We start from the raw sequence: 18007 nt of genomic DNA, 5'->3' as shown, positions 1-18007 counted from the left end.
AACGCCGATATGCCTGCGCTTCCCTCGAACTTCCTGCAGCAGTCTCCGCCTCGTCACGCGACCGGTGATGAAACCCGCGCCCGCCTGATCGTCGCGGCGACCGAGGTCTTCATTCAGGATGGATTCCGTGCAGCGCGCGTGCAGGACATCGCCCGGCGAGCCGGCGTTCGCCTCTCGGCCATCAATTACCACTTCGGCGGCAAGGAAGGGCTCTACCGTGCCGTGCTGGGGCACCACGCGAAGCAGGCGCTGGAGAGCCGGCCACTGTCCTCACCCGATGGCGAACGTTCGCTGCCCGAGCGATTCGGGTTTGCGGTGGAGGCGCTGGTGGGGCGGATGTTGGGCAATGGGGTTCAGACCGGTCTCGGCCAGCTCATGCTGCGCGAACTCATGAATCCGACCGATCTGCTCGAAACACTGATCGAACATTTCACGCTGCCCCAGGCACGGCAGATGCTCGCCCTGCTGCGCGAGGTGGTCGGGCCGCGCGTGCCGGATGAGGTGCTGTTCCGCTGCCTCATTTCCATTCTCGGGCAATGCGTGGTCTTCATGCCGGGCAGACCGATGATCGAGCGGATGGCGCCCGGCATTCTGCAGGGCGAGTCGGTGAATCGTCGCATTGCGCGGCATGTCGCCCGGTTCAGCTGGGCCGGGCTGATGGCGGTGCGAGAAGCCTGGACCGAACCCGGAGACAACGAAAACGATGCGACATCCTGAACGCCTGATGTTCTGTCTCATGCTGGTGGCATGCAGCGGCAAGAGCGAGCAAGTCTTGCCGGGCTATGTTGAGGCGGAATACACCCGGGTAGCTGCGCCAACGGGCGGGCGATTGATGGCGCTGCCGGTGCAGCGGGGGCAGAGTGTTGCGGCCGGTGCGCCGCTCTTCGTTCTGGAACAGACACAGGAAATCGCCGCGGTGGCCGAAGCCGGCGCGCGGCTTGCGCGGCAATCGGCCAGCGCTGCGGACCTCTCGCAAGGCAAGCGCCAGGATGAGCTCGCCGTGCTGAGCGCGCAGCAGGCTCAGGCCGAGGCGGCCGTGAAACTCTCGCAGGCGGATCTGGCACGTCAGCAGGCGCTGGCGGGGCAGGGCTTCCTGAGCAGTGCCGCGCTGGACGCGGCCCGCAGCCGGGTGAAGAGCGACGCCGCGCGGCTTGCGGAGGTGGTGGCCAGCCTGCGTGTGGCAAGGCTCGCTGCGCGCGGCGAGCAGCGTGAGGCGGCCGAGGCGGATGTGCGGGCGGCCAGGGCTTCGCTTGCACAGAGCGAGTGGCAGCGCGACCAGAAAGCCGTGAGCGCGCTGCGCGCCGCCCGCGTCGACGACACGCTCTACCGCGTGGGGGAGTGGGTGCCCGCCGGCAGCCCGGTGGTCAGCCTGCTCGAGCCGGACGCGCTCAAGCTGCGCTTCTTCGTGCCGCAGGCCGATCTGCACGCCTTCGCACCCGGTACCCGGGTCGAGGTGCGCTGTGATGGCTGCGCCGTACCGGTCATGGCAAGGGTCGAGCATGTCGCGCAGAGTCCGGAATTCACGCCGCCAGTCATCTACAGCAAGGAAAGCCGCGCGCGCCTCGTGTTCCTGGTCGAGGCGCGCCCCGAGCAGTCTGAAGGTCTGCGGCCCGGCCAGCCGGTTGATGTCCGAAGAATGCCTTCGTCATGAGCCCGGCAGTGCCCCTGGCCATCGATGTGCGCGGCCTCGTCAAACGCTTTGGCAGCCGGACCGTTGTCGATGATCTTTCGATGCAGGTCGCCGCAGGCGAAATCTTCGGCTTTCTGGGCCCGAATGGCAGCGGCAAGACAAGCTCGATCCGGATGATGTGCGGCCTGCTCACGCCCGACGGCGGCGAGGGCCATACCCTGGGGCTCGACATTCGCCGTGACGCCCTCGAGATCCGCCGTCAGGTCGGCTACATGACCCAGCGCTTCGGACTCTATGAGGATCTCAGCATTCGCGAGAACCTCGCCTTCGTCGCCAGGATCTTCGAGATGGACCACGCGCGCGAACGGGTACAGCATGCCCTGGCGCGCCTGGGGCTGGAGGCACGTGCCGGGCAGCTGGCGGGCAGCCTGTCCGGCGGCTGGAAGCAGCGGCTCGCCCTGGCGGCCTGCATGCTGCACGAGCCCCGCCTGCTGCTGCTCGATGAACCGACGGCAGGGGTGGATCCCAAGGCACGGCGTGACTTCTGGGAAGAGATTCATCGCCTGGCCGCCGAGGGCATCACGGTGCTCGTCTCCACGCATTACATGGACGAGGCCGAGCGCTGCCATCGACTGGGCTACATCGCCTATGGCCGGCTGATGGCACTGGGCACGCCGGCGGAGCTGATCGAGCAGTCCGGTCTGCATACTTGGCGGGTGGCGGGGGAGGGCGTCGCTGCCCTCGCGGCGGCGCTGCAAGGCAGGCCCGGTGTCGAGATGGTGACCCGCTTCGGCAACACGCTGCATGTGAGTGGCACTCAGCCTGCGGCACTGCAGGCTGCGATCTCGCCCTGGCAGGCGGATGCCGCGCTCAGCTGGACATCCGGACGCCCCGAGCTGGAAGACATCTTCATCCACCTCATGGCCCTGGCGCAGGACAACTTCCCGCCGGGCGGCCGCGCATGAGCGCCCGCGTCTTCAGCCTGCATCGCCTGTTTGCGGTGGTCGGCAAGGAGCTCATCCAGATGCGTCGGGACCGGCTCACCTTTGCCATGCTGGTCGGTATTCCCTTGCTGCAGTTGCTGCTCTTCGGCTACGCGATCAACAGCGATCCGAAGCATCTGCCGACCGCGGTGGTCGTGCACGAGCAGAATGATTTCTCGCGCAGTATCGTGGCGGCGCTGCAGAACTCTGAGTATTTCGCGGTGGTCTCCACCGGCAGCTCCGCGCGGGAAGCAGCGCGCTGGCTTGCGCGGGGCGACGTCCAGTTCGTGCTGACTGTACCGGCGGACTTCTCGCGACGCCTGATCCGCGGCGAGCGCGCCCAGCTGCTTCTGGAGGCGGATGCCACCGATCCGGCTGCCACCGGCAACGCGATCGCCGCCATCCAGCAGATGAGCGGCACGCTGCTTCGTCATGATCTGCGTGGCCCGCTCGCGGCACGTATCCAGGGGGCGGCGCCGTATGAAATTGTCATCCAGCGGCGCTACAACCCGGAGGCCATCACCAGCTACAACATCGTGCCGGGCCTGATCGGCGTGATCCTCACGATGACGATGATCATGTCGACCGCGCTGGGGCTCACCCGCGAGGTCGAACGCGGCACGATGGAAAACCTGCTCGCCATGCCGGTGCGGCCGCTGGAAGTGATGATCGGCAAGATCATTCCCTACATCGGCGTCGGCCTCTTCTCGATGGTGCTGATCCTTGCTGCTGCGCGCTGGCTCTTCGGTGTGCCGTTTGCGGGCAGTGTGCCGCTTCTGATCGCGATCATCCTGCTGTTCATCGCTGCCAATCTGGTGGTCGGCATTACCGTTTCAAGCGTGGCCCGCAACCAGATGCAGGCCCTGCAGATGACCTTCTTTTTCTTTCTGCCCTCGATGCTGCTCTCCGGCTTCATGTTTCCGTTTCGCGGCATGCCGCAGTGGGCGCAGTGGATCGGCGAAGTGCTGCCGCTGACGCATTTCATGCGCATGGCACGCGGCATCATGCTCAAGGGCAGTGGCCTGGCGGAGATCTGGCCGGAGCTCTGGCCGCTGCTGGTCTTTCTGCTGTTGATGATGGCCTTAGGGCTGGCCCGGTTCCGCCGCACGCTGGATTGAGGCTCAGCCGAGCATGACTCCGCCATCTACTGCCAGATGCTGGCCAGTGACAAAACCGTTGCGCATCAGAAAGAGGTAGGCGTCAGCCAGCTCATCAATGCTGGCCAGCCTGCGCGACGGAATGCGCTGTTCGAAATGTGCCTGCGTGTTGGCAAGCTGTGCGGGGGCCACGTCGCGCCAGAAAGGTGTCAGCGTCCAGGTTGGCGAGACGGCATTCACCCGGATCTGCGGAGCCAGTTCAGCCGCCAGACCTTCGACCAGCGCGTTGATGCCGAGATTGCCGACATGGCTCGCGCAAGCATGCTGGGCGCGGCCACCGGTGCCGGAGGTGAACACCATGCTGCCACCTGGCCGCAGGCGGGGAGCGGCGAGCTGGCCGATACGCACATTGGTGAAGAATTTCGACTCCATGACATGCCGGATCACGCTCATGTCGGCTGTCGCGAAGCCGCCACCCATGACGTCCCCCACCATCGAGACGAGGTGATCGAATTCCTGCAGGCCTGCGAAGAACCCGGCAAGCGAGGCGTGATCGTGGGCATCGAGCTGGATGACGCTCACCTTCTTCGCGCCGACGGCGAGCAAGCGGAGGTGAGCTTGGGCGAGCCGGTCCGGATTCCGGCCTGCGATGATCAGCTGCGCGCCTTCGGTGGCGGCACGCTCTGCGACACGCAGGCCGATGCCGGAGCTGCCGCCGATCACGAGCAGGGTCTTGCCGTCCAGGGATTGCAAGATGATGTCTCCGTGTTCAGATCAGTGCAGCCGCCGCTGCGCTGGCGACGCGTGTGTCGTTCGGACCATGTGCGCCACTGACGCCGACTGCGCCGATGAACTCATCCGCAAGTCGCAGCGGAATGCCGCCTTCCAGCGGTGTTACGCCCGGCGTACCCAGAAAGCTCGGTTGTCCGGCATTGATGAAGGCTTCGAACTCGCCGGATGGCGCCTGAAGAAGCGCCGCGGTGCGGGCCTTGCCGATGGCGACCTCCGGGCTGATGCCAATCGCGCCATCCATCTTCTCGAATGCGAGGAGCCCGCCGGCGCTGTCCACCACTGCAACGCTGATGCGCCAGCCTCCCGCCCTGGCCTCGGCGATCGCGGTCTGGATGACGCGTCGGGCGCCCTCTATCGTGAGGCATGCGATCGGGCGGGAGAAGGTGTTCCCGTGCGCCTCGGAGGATGCGTTTGTCATGTTCTGCCTTTCGTGTCAGCTGTCCGATTCCGTTTCGCGTTGCCACAGGGTCTTGCGACCGAAAACAAGACTGTTGTCGGTAAACTTCAACTCAGCGAGAAGCAGTTGCCAGACCGGCGCTGGCTTCAACCGGGCTGCCGGATGGCGTCGGCAGTAGAGCTGGCGTGCGTCAGTGGCGGCGCCGTTCGAAAGCAGGCTGGCGTGCGCGCGGAACTGGATGCCCTGGATGTCCGTGATGACCTGCGGTTGGCCTGCAATGGTGCCGGCGACTTCCTGATTGGCGTGCATGGCAAGTCCGTGCCGGGTCGAGGGCTCGGTGAGAACGATCAGCCGGGCGCCGTCTTCGTCGAACGCATAGAAGCAACTCGCGGCCCAGGGGCGTCCATCCAGAATCGTGGCGAGACTCAGAACGTGGTTTTCGCGGATGAAGCGGGCAATCACTGAAGGAATCGGGTGCATCGTCACAACCTTGCGGCCTGCCGGAGGCGGTGCGTCCGGCAGGCCACGCAGCGCTCAGAACAGGGTGGTCCAGAGGTGGGAAAAGGGCATGGCCAGCAGCAGGCCCGGCAGCATGTTGGCGACCGGGAAGGGCTTCACGCCGGCAATGCGGAAACCGGTCGCCAGCATGATCAGGCCACCGACGGCCGAGAAGTCCGCAATCATGCCGGGATCGGTCATCGGCATGATCCAGGTGGCGCAGAACATCAGCAGGATCTGGATGGCTACCTGCGGCAGGCAGACCGACGCCACGGCATAGCCGAGCGCAGTGGCGAAGATGCCGGAAGTGAAGAAATCCAGTATGGATTTGACATACAGGATGTCCGGGCTTCCGGTCATGCCTTCGTTCATCGCGCCGAAAATGCCGGTGCCGCTGGCACAGAAGAGTACCAGCACCGCGACGAACTTTTCGATGAACTCTTCCGGCGACAGCCCTTCTCGTGCGGGAAAGATCCGTTCGATGAGCCCCTTCGCTTTCGTGCCGACACGCCCGATGCTGCGCTCCAGATGAATCAGCTCTCCGATGATGGCACCTACGATCAGCGCCAGGATGACCGCTGGCAGATGCTGCAGCTTGATGATCATCGAGATGCCCAGGCCCATCGACGCGAGGCCGAAGGTCTGGGGCAGCGAAGTGCGCAGGCGCTCGGGCAGCTTCGTGCCGACAAAGGCACCGGCCAGTCCGCCGATGGCGACGGCCGTACCGTTAACATAGGGTCCGAGTGGAACGAACATGATGTGTCTCCTCAATGTGATGCGGGCCTGAGCGCAAAGGGCTTGAGCCCGTCGTGAATGTCAGGAATGGTCAGGCAGCGGTGCTGTGGCGGGTTCGGTGCCGGCTTCGATGCCCTCACCCCAGCGTTGCATCCGCGGCACTGCCAGACCGAACAGGTCCAGCGCGCGGGCGACGCTGTGGGTGATGACTTCGTCGAGGCTGGCCGGGCGCTGGTACATGGCGGGAACGGGAGGGAACACCACGCCGCCCATCTCGGTGACCAGTGCCATGTTGCGGATATGGCCCAGGTTGAGCGGCGTTTCGCGCACCATCAGCACCAGCCTGCGGCGCTCCTTGAGCACCACATCCGCCGCCCGCGTCAGCAGGTTGTCGGAGAGGTTGTGTGCGATGGCCGCGAGACTGCGCATCGAGCAGGGCGCGACCAGCATGCCCAGGGTTTCGAAGGACCCGCTGGAAATCGACGCGCCGAGGTTGCCAATGGCATGTACGGTGTCCGCCATGCCGATGACCGCCTCGCGCGGAATGCCGGTTTCCAGCGAGCGGGTGAGCTCCGCCCCCTTCGAGATGACCAGGTGCGTTTCCACGTCCATGGGCTGCAGGAGCTCCAGGGCTTTCATGCCGTACTGAAAACCGGATGCGCCACTGATGCCGATCACGATGCGCCGTCTGCTCATGCTGGGCTCCTCAGGCGAAGTCCGGCAGGAAGCGGCTCACGTCGACTTCCATGAACTTCGAACGCTCGAAATGCGCCTTCAGATGGAAGGGCACCGTGCAGTCGAAAATCGTCTTGCACGACACGCCGGGCTGCGGAATGGACGGGCTGAATTCGGGTGTCTGCGAGGGGTCCAGCGGATGGCAGCGCACGCCGGGAATGAAGACCGTGCTCACATCGCCCTGGTAGCGCGTCTGCATGGCCCACAGCACGTCGTCGGTATCGAAGATGTCGACGTCTTCATCGACCAGGATGACGTGCTTGAGCTCGGGGAAAGAGGAGAAAGCCAGCAGAGCCGCCTGACGCTGACGGCCTTCATCGACCGGCGAGGCCTTGCGGAACTGCATCACGGCCAGGAACTTGCCACCGCCGGAGGAGTGCGCAAACACGTTCTGCAGGCGGCCCGGCATCGCGCGGCCCACCATGTCGAGAATGCTCGCTTCCGTCGGGATGCCGGCCATGTTCACATGCTCTTCGCTCGGGCCGACCGTGGTCTGCAGGATGGGATTGCGACGATGAGTCACGGCCCTGACCTTGATGACCGGCAGTGCCTCCTTGGCTTCGCCGGTGTAGCCGGGGAACTCCGGCATGGCCTTGCCGGTGTTGGTGTTCTGGTCTTCGCGGACCCGCACATTCGGCAGCAACTCGCCTTCGATCACTACTTCGGCATGGGCGATGGCACGCTCGCGGATCGTGAGGCAGGGCGCGAGCTCGACCGGGCGGCCGCGCAGCGCGCCGGCAATGCTCAGCTCGTCAAACCCGAGTGGCGTGGTGGGCGGCTCGAAGCAGGCTGCGATTTCGATGGCGGGATCCACGCCGATGCTGATCGAGATCGGCAGGGGTTTGCCGGCTGCTTCGGCTTTCATGCGGAAGGCGTCGATATGACGTCCGGGTGTCAGCCACATCGAGAGCTCATCCTTGCTCTGAACGCACAGACGGTGGATGGTGATGTCGGATTCGCCGGTCTCGATGTCGGAGGCATAACACATGCCCATCGTGATGTAGGGGCCGGCATCTTCCGGCGTGTTGGTCGGGGCCGGGAGCAGCGTGCGAAGGTCGAAGTCCGGATCCGTGGCGTAATGGACCACTTCCTGGCACTGTGCCTTCTCCGGGCCGACGATCACCGGCTGGATCGGGTTGCGAACCGAGTCCTTGAGCAGGAAGCCCAGGCGTTCCGGTGCGCAGCCCAGCAGGTGGCCGACGCGCTGGCGGGTGGACATCAGCCCGATGGCCACGCGGAAGCCCTCGAAGCCTTTCACCCTGTTGAAGATCATGGCTGGTCCCTTGCGGGTGGGGCGCTGGCAGGTGCCACCGGCACCCACCTTGCGATAGACGCCGGAGAGTTCGGCGTTGGGATCGACTTCGACGTCTGTCGTCACGACTTCGCCGGGAATGCTGCGGAGGAATTCGAGTGCGGAGCGGAGGTCACGCACTTCGATCGCGGTCTTGCTGTCTGTCACGCTGTTCATCATGTCTCCTGGAGATCAAGGGTTTGCGTGAGCAATACTGGGCGTCCGCGGAGCAGATGAAAAATACCGTTTTCATGCTGCGGGCCATATCAAAACGGTCTGTGGCAGCATCCTGGAAGTTTGCGTTGCCTCAATGTGTCGTGCTGCCGGAGCAGGCACGCGCGAGAGGCAGCAACGAGGGTGAGCGGGCGCGAGCGCCGTCTTTCGCGACCACGCGCGGACGGTGCTCGGCCAGTCGAGCGGGAAATGACGAAGGGATTCTGCGGCTCAGCGAGCCCGATCCTGACGGATCCAGTCGGTGATGATGTCCTGCACTTCCGGCAGGGCGGCGCTGGTGGAGAGCCGTGCGGCAGCCGGCGAGAAAACGAGCGGATTGGGCGATACATCCACCGTGAAGAAGGCATCGGAGCGCGACGCGACGACTTCCGAGGCCGGCAGGAACACGACGGCCTCGATGCCGGACTCCAGCATCTCGATCGCGATGCTGGGGTCGGAGACATGCATCTTCACCTGGGGATGCACGCCCGCTTTGCGCAGGTGGTCGAGAATGCTTTCGAAGGAACCCACACCTTCGACACGCTTGAGCAGGATCAGCGGGAAATGGCCGATTTCCTCAAGGCGGAAGGCGCGCGCTTCATGCTGCGCCATGAGCCGGCGCGAGATCAGTGCCCTGAGTCCGGTCGGCGGCAGGTCGATCAGCTCGAAGCCTTCGGGGTTGTGCGGTCGCTGCATCAGCGCCACATCGATGCGGCCTCGCTGCAGGAGTGATTCGAGATGACTGGAGTCCGACACCGAAACCGCGATTTCGGCACGCGGGTTGCGCACGTACAGCTCCTGGATCAGTGGCTGGTAGTAGCGCAGGAAGAGGTAGGACACGCCGACCCGCAAGACACGACGTTCGCTGTGTGCGATCTCGACCGTCTTGCGCTTGGTGTCTTCCACCGTGCGCAGGATCTCGCAGGCGCGCTGGTAGAGATACTGGCCCGCTTCGGTGGGCTCGAGTCGCTTGCCCTTGCGGATGATCAGACTGGTTCCGACCTCCTCCTCAAGCTCCTGCAGGCGTTTGCTCAGCGGCGGCTGGGCGATGCACAGCAGTTGCGCCGCCTTGCTGATGGAGCCTTGCTCCACGATGGTGGAGAAATACCTGAGTCGCTTGAGATCCAAGATGTTCACCTCCTGCTGTCGTCCGGCTCTGCCATCGGCCGATACTGATCTGGCGCTGCCGGGTTCCGGATTCTATTTCGCCCCCGCTCGCGTCGAGTACCCCCTTGCAGCTCTTTACCTTCAGGGCGTTTCGGGGCGCACGTGCACGACCAGTTCGCTCTTCAGATACTCGAAGCCGGAGTCGTGAGCGAGCGCCGCCAGCCTGGCTTCCAGCCATGCGTCGCGGAATCGGATGACTTTGCCGCTGTCTGCAACCCGCATCTGATGCTGAGGGACCGCGCCGGGCAGGGCATAGGCGTGGCGCCCGTCAGGCTGGGTGCTGCGCTCGAGCGCCCCGTGCGACTCGAGCAGGGCGAGCGTACGGTAGACCGTACCGGGTGAGGCTCCGGCGCCTTCCTCCTTCAGCCGGAGATAGACCTGCTCTGCGCTCATCGCCAAGGCGCCATTCCCTGGCCTGAGCATGAGCTCTGCCACCCGCAGGCGCGGGCGGCTGAGCTTGAGACCGAGGGCTTGCAGCAGGGCTGCAGCGGTCTGATCGCGCAAAGCCATGATCGCGCCCTCAGTTGCCTGATTTGAGCTGCCTGATGAACTTGCCGAGATCCTGAGCCAGTTCGCCGAAAAGCGGCGTGTTGCGCTGCTCCAGCGCGATTTCGCCCAGCAGCTTCAGGCCGACCGCCATGGCCGCAGCGTCATCCGCGTCGAGCAGGCCACGCTGCCTGGAACGTTCGACGATTGAAATGATGTCGTCATGGCAGCGCGCCTGGAAGACCAGCGCTTCGGATTCATCCGGCAGGCCACATGCCCCGGTGAGTTTCTGTACCGAAATCCGGTAATGATGCTTTCTCATGGTGTGTTGCTCCTGTCTCAGCTGCGTTCGATGTCGCGTGCCGCGCGGTCGATGGCTTCTGCAATGCGCTGGGTGGCCTCGCTGTCGAGCGGCCCCTTCCCAAGACGCAGATGGAGTGCCATCTTGAAGTTGTGCATGGCTCGCTGAAGCTCGGGGATGCGCCGGGCGTCGGCCACCGAGCCTGCGGCACCGAGTCGCGCACGGATGCGTTCCAGCGTGTCCTTCTCACCCGCAATTTCCGCTTCGCCTTCAGCCGTGATGGCGTATCGCTTCTTGCCGTTGGCTTCACTGACGCTCGCGAAACCGGTTTCTTCCAGCAGCGTCAGCGTGGGGTAGATCACGCCGGGGCTCGGCGCATAGTCTCCGCCGGCCAACTCTTCAATCGCCTTGATGATTTCATAGCCGTGGCGCGCCTGCTCCTGCAGCAGACTCAATACGAGCAGGCGAAGATGCCCCTGCTCGAACATCCGCTTGCCACTCATGCCGCCTCCGCGGAACTCGCGTCCTTCGCCGCGCGGACCGCCGCGAAGTGCTTTCCCATGAAAGTGGCCTCGGCCAATGTGCATGCCTCGCATGTCGTTTCTCCTTGTCTGTCGGGGGGTGACATCTTTCTCGATGCCGTGTTTTAAAGATATATCTTAGACTGTCTTGGGTCCACTAAAAAGATATATCTTTACATTGCATTGGGGCGCGGCTACCACGAGACGCATGACGGCCAATCGGCCTGTGCCGTCGCTCCCCTCGCGGAAGAGGTCTTTTGAGACACGGAAGATCCAGGGCCGGTTCGAGGCGCTCCATTCCGGCATACCTGCCGGAAACCCTGATCCCGGTTTGATCAAGTCCGGGCGCGCCTGGCCGCTAAACCGCAGATACCGGAATCTGAACGAGGCGCGTCATGCCCAACCGCAGTGTGCTGGTGTCGATCTTTCTGCGTCTGATGGCGGTAGCGCGCTATCGATTCATTGCCGAGCTGCTGGTCGTGTTCGCCGTGGTCTGGGTGGGCTGCGCCTCACTCGTGTTCATGCTGGAGCAGGGCGTGAACCCCAAGATCCATGATTTGCCGAGCACGATCTACTTTCTGCTGGTGGCGATGATGACTTCCGGCGACTCGGCCGTCGTGCCACTGACAGGCGGGGGACGCTTCATCGTGAGTCTCGTACTCATCGCCAGCAAGCTGCTCACCGCCTTGCTGTGTGCGCTGGCGGCGGCTGTGCTGATCGAACGGAAGATGAAAGAAGAAATGGGGCTGAAGATGCATCGACTCGAAAATCACATCGTCATCGCCGGCTGGAACCTCAAGGGCAAGCAGATCATCACCACCCTCAGATCCGATCCAGCCCATCACGCCACGCCGATCCTGATCATGGCGGATCTTGATCAGAAGCCGAGTGACGATCCGCTCTGCTACTTCACCCGTACCGCCTTGCCGATGCGCGAGGACGCGATCGAGAAGGCCTGCCTCTCGAAGGCGCGCACGGTGGTGCTGCTCGCGAACTACGCTGAACGCCAGAACGCCGACGCGCTCACGGCGGTCAACTGCATGCTGGCCCGCCGTTTCTGCCCCGATGCCAGCATCATTACCGAACTCCTCGACCCTGCGCAGCGTTTCTACCTGGAAACCGCCGGCGCAAACGCCATCGTGGGAATCGGCGAAGTGGGCGGCTTCCTGCTCGGCGAAGCCGTCATCGGCAACCAGACCGCCCGCCAGCTGCTCGACTATGTGGCGGGCTCATCCGCCAAAGGGAGAACCGACTTCCCGCCGGCGGGGGCGTGATTGCACTTCCTTCTTTCCACTGTTGCGCATTTTTGCGCGCCGGAATCAGAGCATTTGCCTCTCGGCTGGCGATGGCCACATGACAGGCCTTCGTGTCATACGCGCCGTAGGCGCCGACACTGGCCAAGGCTTCTTCTGGCGGGATCTGTTCAAGCAGGACCGGCAGCATCGGTGCGTCGCCCACGCTGCTGGCGGTCACCTCGATAGCGCGCACTTCCAAGGTCTGTGCGTCGATGCCCAGATGCACCTTGCGCCACTGGCGGCGATAGTCCGCGCCATGCTTCTTGCGCTTCCACTCGCCTTCGCCCGGCATCTTGATGCCCGTGCTGTCGACCAGCAGATGCAGCGCCTCGCTACGACGCTGATGTGTCAGCGTCACCTGGAGATGCTTCTGGCGTCGACTCAATGTACTGACGTCCGGTACTTCCCAGTCCAGTCCCGCCAGGTTCATCAGGCTCCTGACCATGCCTATGGTCTGCCTAAGTGCGAGCCCGTACAAGTTCTTGATCATCAGGCAGAACTGGATGGCCGCATCGGAGAATGAGGTTGAGCGCCTCCGCTTGCCGCTGGGCAAACAGGCCCACTCCATATCCTTGTCTATCCACAGCAGCAACGCACCGCGCTGGCGCAAGGATTCGTTGTAGGCGGACCAGTTGGTGGTGCAGTACTTCGGCTTCGGCGGCTGGCTCATCCTGCAAGTCTATCGACTACGCACGGGCCGGCTGGCGATTTGTGCAACAAGGCCGACCTGACCCCTTTCTTTCCTGGAAAACCAAGCGATTCACGGGATAAACGGCATCCCGGCGGCTAGTCGCTACCGGGAAAGTAACGGGCTTGAAATGGCGTGTAGACGTGATTTGGACATGCGGACGGGGCTCCGGGAAATGTTGGAATGTTAGAACTGACTCCTTCTTTTTTGTATCACAAATTTCAAGTTCTCAAAATCTGTAGTCGAATAGTCCATGGAGCTAAATTTCCACTGTCCGTTGCTTCCTAAGATAAATTTATACCCATTTACATTCAAGCCGTACTTGATAATTCGAGAGTCAAAGCAGCCTTGTGTGTCTGTATATATTTTGCTGGACTCATACGACTTGTCTGTCGAATTATTTAATGCGTTAAATGAATAAACCGGCTGTCCAGGAGGGTTTTCAATAAATATCTCTCTAAAATGAGTAGATGTGGTGCTCTTGTTTAGTTTGAAAAGGTTTTTGTTTGGTTGTTGTAGGTCAGTAAGTGTTATTGGGAATTCTGATAATTGTGTTGCCAGCGTCACGTCACTTAATATTATCGCTTTTCTGAATTTAATCCAAAAAACTCCAAAATCTTCAATGTTTCCGTATTTGCAGTCGTTCGCGTCTGCGCAGAATGGGAAGGCTAAAAATAAAAAAAATATACATTTTCATGTCTATTGATCCAGTTTGTCTTTCTTTTGTGGCCAGCGATAGGAGACAAGGTGCTTGGTTGAGTCATCTTCTGCCAGAACTGGGCTTTGTTGCACAAATCAGCGCGAGGCCATAACTCCCCTGGCCTAAGACGGATTTATGCCACGCGCACGGTTTGAGGCGTGCCAAGCTGGGTGAGCGGTTGAGCAGCGCTGCGCGAATTTGCAGCTCGGCTACTTGCCGATCAAAGTCGCGAGCCATCACGCGCTCGCCGAGCAACTTGAAACAGCGCATCTTGGTTTCGACCAGGCTGCGTCGGTGGTAACCACTCCACTTCTTCCAGATTGCCCGGCCCAAACGGTAGGTGGTCCGGAGAATTTCGTTCCGGGCTCGCGCATCCCCACTTCCTTCCACGGTTTCGCATTCTTCCGCACGGGAATCAGCGCGCTCGCCAACCCAAGTCAAGAAAAAGCCAGGGTAAGCCGCATACGAAACAATGCTAATCACGAATAACGCAGCTGCTAGAATAGTAGTTCTTTCTCTTCCAAAATCCCCGACGGAAGCCCAGGTGAGCAGCGCCAGTGAGGCAGCAAGTGCGAGGGCTAGAAATGGAAAAGCCAACATCATTAGCCATCTTTTGGACATTAAAGAGCTTTTTATCTCCAAGAAGATCGCGTTAGATGCAGCTACCTCGTCGTCGAGTTTGGGCAGGCCGCCTTCAATGGTAGGCGTGTCTGCAGGAGGCAATGTTTTGATGACGCCAGAGCCAGCCGGTTCGAGGGGGGAGGAGTTTTGACCAGAGTCCTGCGTCCAGGGGCCAGTCTCCCAATTTGGTAGTGCCATATTTGTATTGCCTTGTATTGCCGAGACCTGACGTCAAAGCTCAGTCTGCGATTGAAATTTCATTGTCGAAGAATGCGGTTGGATCAGTTTTGTTAGGAAAGTATCGGATGTATACCGTGCCACGTTCGAATTTACGGGTATTCACCTCAAAACGCTTTTCCCACTGATATATCTTCGCGCTGCCATCTTCAACAGCTTTGTTTGTTCCTGCATCGACAAGCTCCGAGGCTTCAAAATCAAAACCTGGTTTACTAAGGGCAGTTGTTGTCTTATCTGCTATATAGAGGCCATTTGGAGGTTTCAGACTCTTCATCTCGCTGAGAGTGGCGCCATGAACATAGATAGAGCTAAGGCGATCACCTGTGCCCGATTCGCCGTGGAGTCGCAAACCCATCACAACTGCGTCTCCCCCATTGGCTGGTCGCTTGACTGAGATTTCGATTTCGTCGGTTTCTAGTGACAAAGCTGTGTCATGCCACTCCACTTGAATCACCAATTGTTTGCCAACCATTTCAAGCGCGTCGGCTTCAAGACGCTGGCTCAGGAACTTTCCCTCTGGACGCCGCCCGCTGCCAAATGAGCTACGATCAAGCCAAATTCCTATGGGAGTGTCTTCCGCCATGAAGGCCAAGTAGGCCAGAACGATACCGGCGCCGATACAGAGAATCAGTAAGCCCAGGGGGCCCAGCAGTGCAGTTACCCCGAGTGCAACGTTAAATCCTGCGTAAGCTGCCAACCCCGCGACGGCTGCGCCAATGCCGGCATATGCCGCTGCATTGTTGTCGCCCCTCTTGACGAGGGTATAGGCTTTCAGTGCTGATTGAATCGCGTCAGCAATCGAAGCTCCGACCCCAAGAAAGCCGCCTGCTTTGACAACCGTTGTCGCTTTTACGCTTATGCCAGCTAGTCGGATTGCGGCCTGTTCCCCTTTGATTGCCATCATAGCCTTGCCGCCAATATCAAGGGTGGGACTCCAGTGCGTTTCTTGCAACATCGTATTGCTTACCCACTGTACCGATGTCGGTCAGAAAGTCGCCGATTGATTTTTCGTCGGCAGATTGAAACCCTTTGGCCCACTTTTCCTGATTGGCCAGGATGCCCAGCACGGCATAGTGCTGTAGATCATCGGCTTTGCGCTGGAGCATTTCCGTCCAGGCTTTGAGGCTGTGCTCAGGGAGTACGCCGCCCGCGAGGACGCATGCGTCGAGTGCGGTGGCCTTGCAACCGATGATGATGTTGTTGCGGTCGTAGTCGGCTTTGGCGAGCTTGTAGCTGGCACTGGTGCTCGGGGCCTTCCGCGTGGACACGCCTTGGAGGAATTTCTCGGTCATCAGGCGTTCGGCCGCGGTGGGCGCAACTCAGGTCAAGGTGATTGAGTTGATTCAGGGAGGGCTATGCAGAACGCAGCCCAGAAGTTTTCTCGATCAGATGGTTTGGCTGATTTTATTGTTCGGACAGTATTTTCTCCTGATCTAAAATAATAAATAATAGGATCTGGATTTTCCCTATAAACCATTATTCCGTCGAAACCTAAATCTGCGTCTAAGAAAGGAGTTTTTAGATATTTGTTTAGTTTGGATATCGATTTTTTTTCATTGTAAAATATGGCGTGCTTGACAAATTCTTGAGAAACCCATTTTGGGTGGCTCTTCAGAAAGACAATGGCTGACGGTTGGCCGCACTTGTCTTTTTTGATATTAAAGTTTTCTTTAATTACTTTCGTGCTTTCGCTGCTTTGTGTTGTATCCAGCCAGATAACAAAAGGGCCGTCGGCGGATCCTCCTCTAGATACTCCGGAGTAAAAAACAAATGCAATGACTGTTAAAAGCAATTTACCGCGTGCTTTCATTTTTGTTGTCCTTTCCTTTAACTCCAATTTCTTTATTTAGATCGAGTGATGAAACGGGTTCTAGTTTTTTGTTTGACGATTTATGTGTTTTTGTGTAATGATTTGGGATGTAAAACTCAAGGTGGTTCGTTTTCTTTTTTTTCTTTCCGAGTGAAATCTCTTTTTCTTTTTCTGTGAATGGACTGAATTTTATGGTTTGCCCTTGATTTCCACCGAGCATGCATATTGAATCTTCTGATTCTCTTCCATACACAAAACCAACGTGCTGGCCGTGACCGCTTGGTGTCACAACAATGCCGATTGCGCCATACACAGGCTCATCAATTTTTTCGTACAGCGGGTTGTCGACAAATGGCACGTCCTTGTAATCCTGTTTCGCCTTGGTTCGAACCCCTCGCAGGTTTCTGAAACCCTCAGCTCTTCCTGTTGCGGCGACGCGATCCACAAAGCCCAATTCCTTCGGGTTCTGGATTGGATACCCTGCCTGCATCAGGCACCAGTTCGCAAACGCCGCGCACCATGCATTCAAGCTGCCAGACAGGCCTTTGATGCCGTCGTTGATTTGAGAGTGGTAATCGATGTCTTTTTCAATCACCGTCTCAGCCGCACCTTTGTGCCTTTTTGCCTCGGCTATAGCGTACTTCATCCAAGGCACTTGACCGTCTTCGGGCTGAATGAGCTGAATCGGCTCGCCAGATCCGGCTTTGCTTCTAGCTGGCGTGGTTTTCTGGCCTTGTAATGCCTTTGGCGGTTTTGCCTGTGGGGGGCTTTGTTGCCCCGTGCGCTCCGCGCTTGGCTGAGATGCGGGAGATTTGTGTGCGGCCTTTTTGGGCGGCGTAGGAGGAATCGTTGAAGGAGGTGGTGCATGAATTCCCAACACTTGTCCGGGGATGATGAGGTCACGCGCCAAGCTGTTGTCGTGTTTGAGCTGGGCTACGGTAGTCTGAAATTTGGATGCAATTTTGCTCAGACTGTCACCGGGTTGCACCGTATAGGTGAGGGAATGTTTTCTGGAGCTGGATGGCGTTGACACCTGATTGGCCGCTGTTCGACCCAGAAATTTCTCAAGTTTTGCGACCAGCGACATGTGCTGACTGCGGTCGGCGGGTAGCGTGCCCAGCGATTTGAGCTTGCCATCCGCTGTCTTATGCTTGATTTCTACAGGAGATTTGCCGTGCACGATCGGAGGGAACAGTCCTACGGCGTTTGATTTAAGCGTGACTTCTTTGCCATCGCTTTTGACGACAATCTCTTCGCCTTGAATCGGCCGAGTTCCATCCGATGCTTGTATTTTCGTGACGTTTACCCAGACCTCTTTTCGCGAGGCGGCATCGGCGTGATATCCCTCAATGCGCTCGATGCCATCCATGATCGACTCAAGCTGTTCGGGTGACATATCCCTTAGCTTGCTGTCCTTTGATACGCCGCTGAGCTTGCACAGGTTGGTGATGTATTGATCGGTGTCATTCTTGTCATGCTTTGGCGCATAGGCGCGAATGGTTTCACTGACCGTATGGTCGGCGTACTTTCTGTCCAAGGTGGCTTTGAGCTCAGCTCTACCGGTTTCATAGTCCGGAAAGATAAAGAAGTGATGTTCGCTTGCCCCCGCTTTCGCAAAGCCGATGTAGCCCTTGGTTTTCCTTGGGCAGGGGACGCCCTTGACGACTGGTGAGACGAGATTGCCGCCGTTGTTGAGTCGCCAACATAGGCTGCCGCCTGTCCTTAGCAGGTGACGCCCGTCATCTGAGATGAACTCGGCAGTCTTTAGTTCGGGGTGGTAGGTGGCTTTGATAAATTTTGGCATGGCTAA

The 18007-nt window shown here is 59.9% G+C and carries 19 protein-coding genes and 2 pseudogenes; 5 read left to right on the top strand and 16 right to left on the bottom strand.

What is annotated here, in order from left to right; all coding sequences use genetic code 11:
• Window positions 1–9 precede the first annotated feature (9 nt).
• From ABDB87_RS01270 to ABDB87_RS01255, 4 genes are read left to right on the top strand one after another with little or no spacing between them, the layout of a single operon-like run.
• Window positions 10–717, top strand: a complete 708-nt coding sequence (locus ABDB87_RS01270; protein ID WP_345923365.1) for a TetR/AcrR family transcriptional regulator — start codon at window positions 10–12, stop codon at window positions 715–717.
• Window positions 704–1651 carry an HlyD family secretion protein gene (locus tag ABDB87_RS01265; protein WP_345923363.1) on the top strand — a complete coding sequence of 316 codons (948 nt, stop codon included), beginning with the start codon at window positions 704–706 and terminating at the stop codon, window positions 1649–1651. Before ABDB87_RS01270 ends, ABDB87_RS01265 begins: the two co-directional genes overlap by 14 nt.
• Entirely contained in the window at window positions 1648–2595 is a 948-nt protein-coding gene (locus ABDB87_RS01260) for an ABC transporter ATP-binding protein (RefSeq protein WP_345923361.1), read from the top strand. Before ABDB87_RS01265 ends, ABDB87_RS01260 begins: the two co-directional genes overlap by 4 nt.
• On the top strand, window positions 2592–3731 hold the full coding sequence (locus ABDB87_RS01255; protein WP_345923359.1) for an ABC transporter permease: 1140 nt from the start codon (window positions 2592–2594) through the stop codon (window positions 3729–3731). The genes ABDB87_RS01260 and ABDB87_RS01255 overlap by 4 nt, the downstream gene beginning before the upstream one ends.
• A gap of 3 nt (window positions 3732–3734) precedes the next feature.
• On the opposite strand, the gene ABDB87_RS01250 is transcribed toward ABDB87_RS01255, so the two are convergent.
• The 10 genes from ABDB87_RS01250 to ABDB87_RS01205 form a co-directional block, all read right to left on the bottom strand.
• Window positions 3735–4463, bottom strand: coding sequence for an SDR family oxidoreductase (locus tag ABDB87_RS01250; RefSeq protein ID WP_345923357.1), 729 nt, complete (start codon window positions 4461–4463; stop codon window positions 3735–3737).
• A gap of 16 nt (window positions 4464–4479) precedes the next feature.
• Complete coding sequence (locus ABDB87_RS01245) at window positions 4480–4920, bottom strand: GlcG/HbpS family heme-binding protein (protein ID WP_345923355.1); 441 nt, start codon at window positions 4918–4920, stop codon at window positions 4480–4482.
• Between the two features lie 15 nt (window positions 4921–4935).
• Window positions 4936–5379: a pyridoxamine 5'-phosphate oxidase family protein gene (locus ABDB87_RS01240; RefSeq protein ID WP_345923353.1), complete on the bottom strand. Its 444-nt coding sequence runs from the start codon at window positions 5377–5379 to the stop codon at window positions 4936–4938.
• A gap of 54 nt (window positions 5380–5433) precedes the next feature.
• Complete coding sequence (locus ABDB87_RS01235; RefSeq protein WP_345923351.1) at window positions 5434–6153, bottom strand: DUF554 domain-containing protein; 720 nt, start codon at window positions 6151–6153, stop codon at window positions 5434–5436.
• 60 nt (window positions 6154–6213) lie between these two features.
• Window positions 6214–6828 (bottom strand): UbiX family flavin prenyltransferase, encoded by a 615-nt coding sequence (locus ABDB87_RS01230; RefSeq protein ID WP_345923349.1) that lies wholly within the window; start codon window positions 6826–6828, stop codon window positions 6214–6216.
• 10 nt (window positions 6829–6838) lie between these two features.
• A complete protein-coding gene (locus ABDB87_RS01225; RefSeq protein ID WP_345923347.1) occupies window positions 6839–8338 on the bottom strand; it encodes a UbiD family decarboxylase in 1500 nt (499 codons plus the stop codon).
• Window positions 8339–8602: 264 nt separating this feature from the next.
• Window positions 8603–9499 (bottom strand): LysR family transcriptional regulator, encoded by an 897-nt coding sequence (locus ABDB87_RS01220; RefSeq protein ID WP_345923345.1) that lies wholly within the window; start codon window positions 9497–9499, stop codon window positions 8603–8605.
• Between the two features lie 120 nt (window positions 9500–9619).
• Window positions 9620–10048, bottom strand: coding sequence for a Fur family transcriptional regulator (locus ABDB87_RS01215; RefSeq protein WP_345923343.1), 429 nt, complete (start codon window positions 10046–10048; stop codon window positions 9620–9622).
• Between the two features lie 10 nt (window positions 10049–10058).
• Window positions 10059–10346: a DUF3861 domain-containing protein gene (locus ABDB87_RS01210; protein WP_345923341.1), complete on the bottom strand. Its 288-nt coding sequence runs from the start codon at window positions 10344–10346 to the stop codon at window positions 10059–10061.
• Window positions 10347–10363: 17 nt separating this feature from the next.
• Entirely contained in the window at window positions 10364–10828 is a 465-nt protein-coding gene (locus ABDB87_RS01205) for a PadR family transcriptional regulator (protein ID WP_345923339.1), read from the bottom strand.
• A 413-nt stretch (window positions 10829–11241) separates the two neighbouring features.
• Here ABDB87_RS01205 and ABDB87_RS01200 point away from each other — a divergent pair, with 413 nt between their 5' ends.
• Window positions 11242–12120 carry an NAD-binding protein gene (locus tag ABDB87_RS01200; RefSeq protein WP_345923337.1) on the top strand — a complete coding sequence of 293 codons (879 nt, stop codon included), beginning with the start codon at window positions 11242–11244 and terminating at the stop codon, window positions 12118–12120.
• 4 nt (window positions 12121–12124) lie between these two features.
• Here ABDB87_RS01200 and ABDB87_RS01195 read toward each other — a convergent pair.
• The 6 genes and pseudogenes from ABDB87_RS01195 to ABDB87_RS01170 all read right to left on the bottom strand — a co-directional run.
• A pseudogene (locus tag ABDB87_RS01195) lies at window positions 12125–12811 on the bottom strand (IS5 family transposase); the annotation flags it as partial.
• Window positions 12812–13662: 851 nt separating this feature from the next.
• Window positions 13663–13957: pseudogene (locus ABDB87_RS01190) on the bottom strand (transposase); the annotation flags it as partial.
• A gap of 431 nt (window positions 13958–14388) precedes the next feature.
• On the bottom strand, window positions 14389–15342 hold the full coding sequence (locus tag ABDB87_RS01185; RefSeq protein WP_345923335.1) for a hypothetical protein: 954 nt from the start codon (window positions 15340–15342) through the stop codon (window positions 14389–14391).
• Entirely contained in the window at window positions 15308–15679 is a 372-nt protein-coding gene (locus ABDB87_RS01180; protein ID WP_345923333.1) for a hypothetical protein, read from the bottom strand. Before ABDB87_RS01180 ends, ABDB87_RS01185 begins: the two co-directional genes overlap by 35 nt.
• 32 nt (window positions 15680–15711) lie before the next feature.
• Window positions 15712–16197 (bottom strand): hypothetical protein, encoded by a 486-nt coding sequence (locus ABDB87_RS01175; protein WP_345923331.1) that lies wholly within the window; start codon window positions 16195–16197, stop codon window positions 15712–15714.
• Window positions 16181–18001, bottom strand: a complete 1821-nt coding sequence (locus ABDB87_RS01170) for a LysM peptidoglycan-binding domain-containing protein (protein WP_345923329.1) — start codon at window positions 17999–18001, stop codon at window positions 16181–16183. Before ABDB87_RS01170 ends, ABDB87_RS01175 begins: the two co-directional genes overlap by 17 nt.
• Window positions 18002–18007 lie beyond the last annotated feature (6 nt).

The sequence above is a fragment of the Uliginosibacterium paludis genome, assembly GCF_039631355.1.
Taxonomy (GTDB): domain Bacteria; phylum Pseudomonadota; class Gammaproteobacteria; order Burkholderiales; family Rhodocyclaceae; genus Uliginosibacterium; species Uliginosibacterium paludis.
The sequence above is the reverse complement of the archived record's forward strand: the minus strand, read 5'-3'. Positions and strand labels throughout refer to the sequence as shown.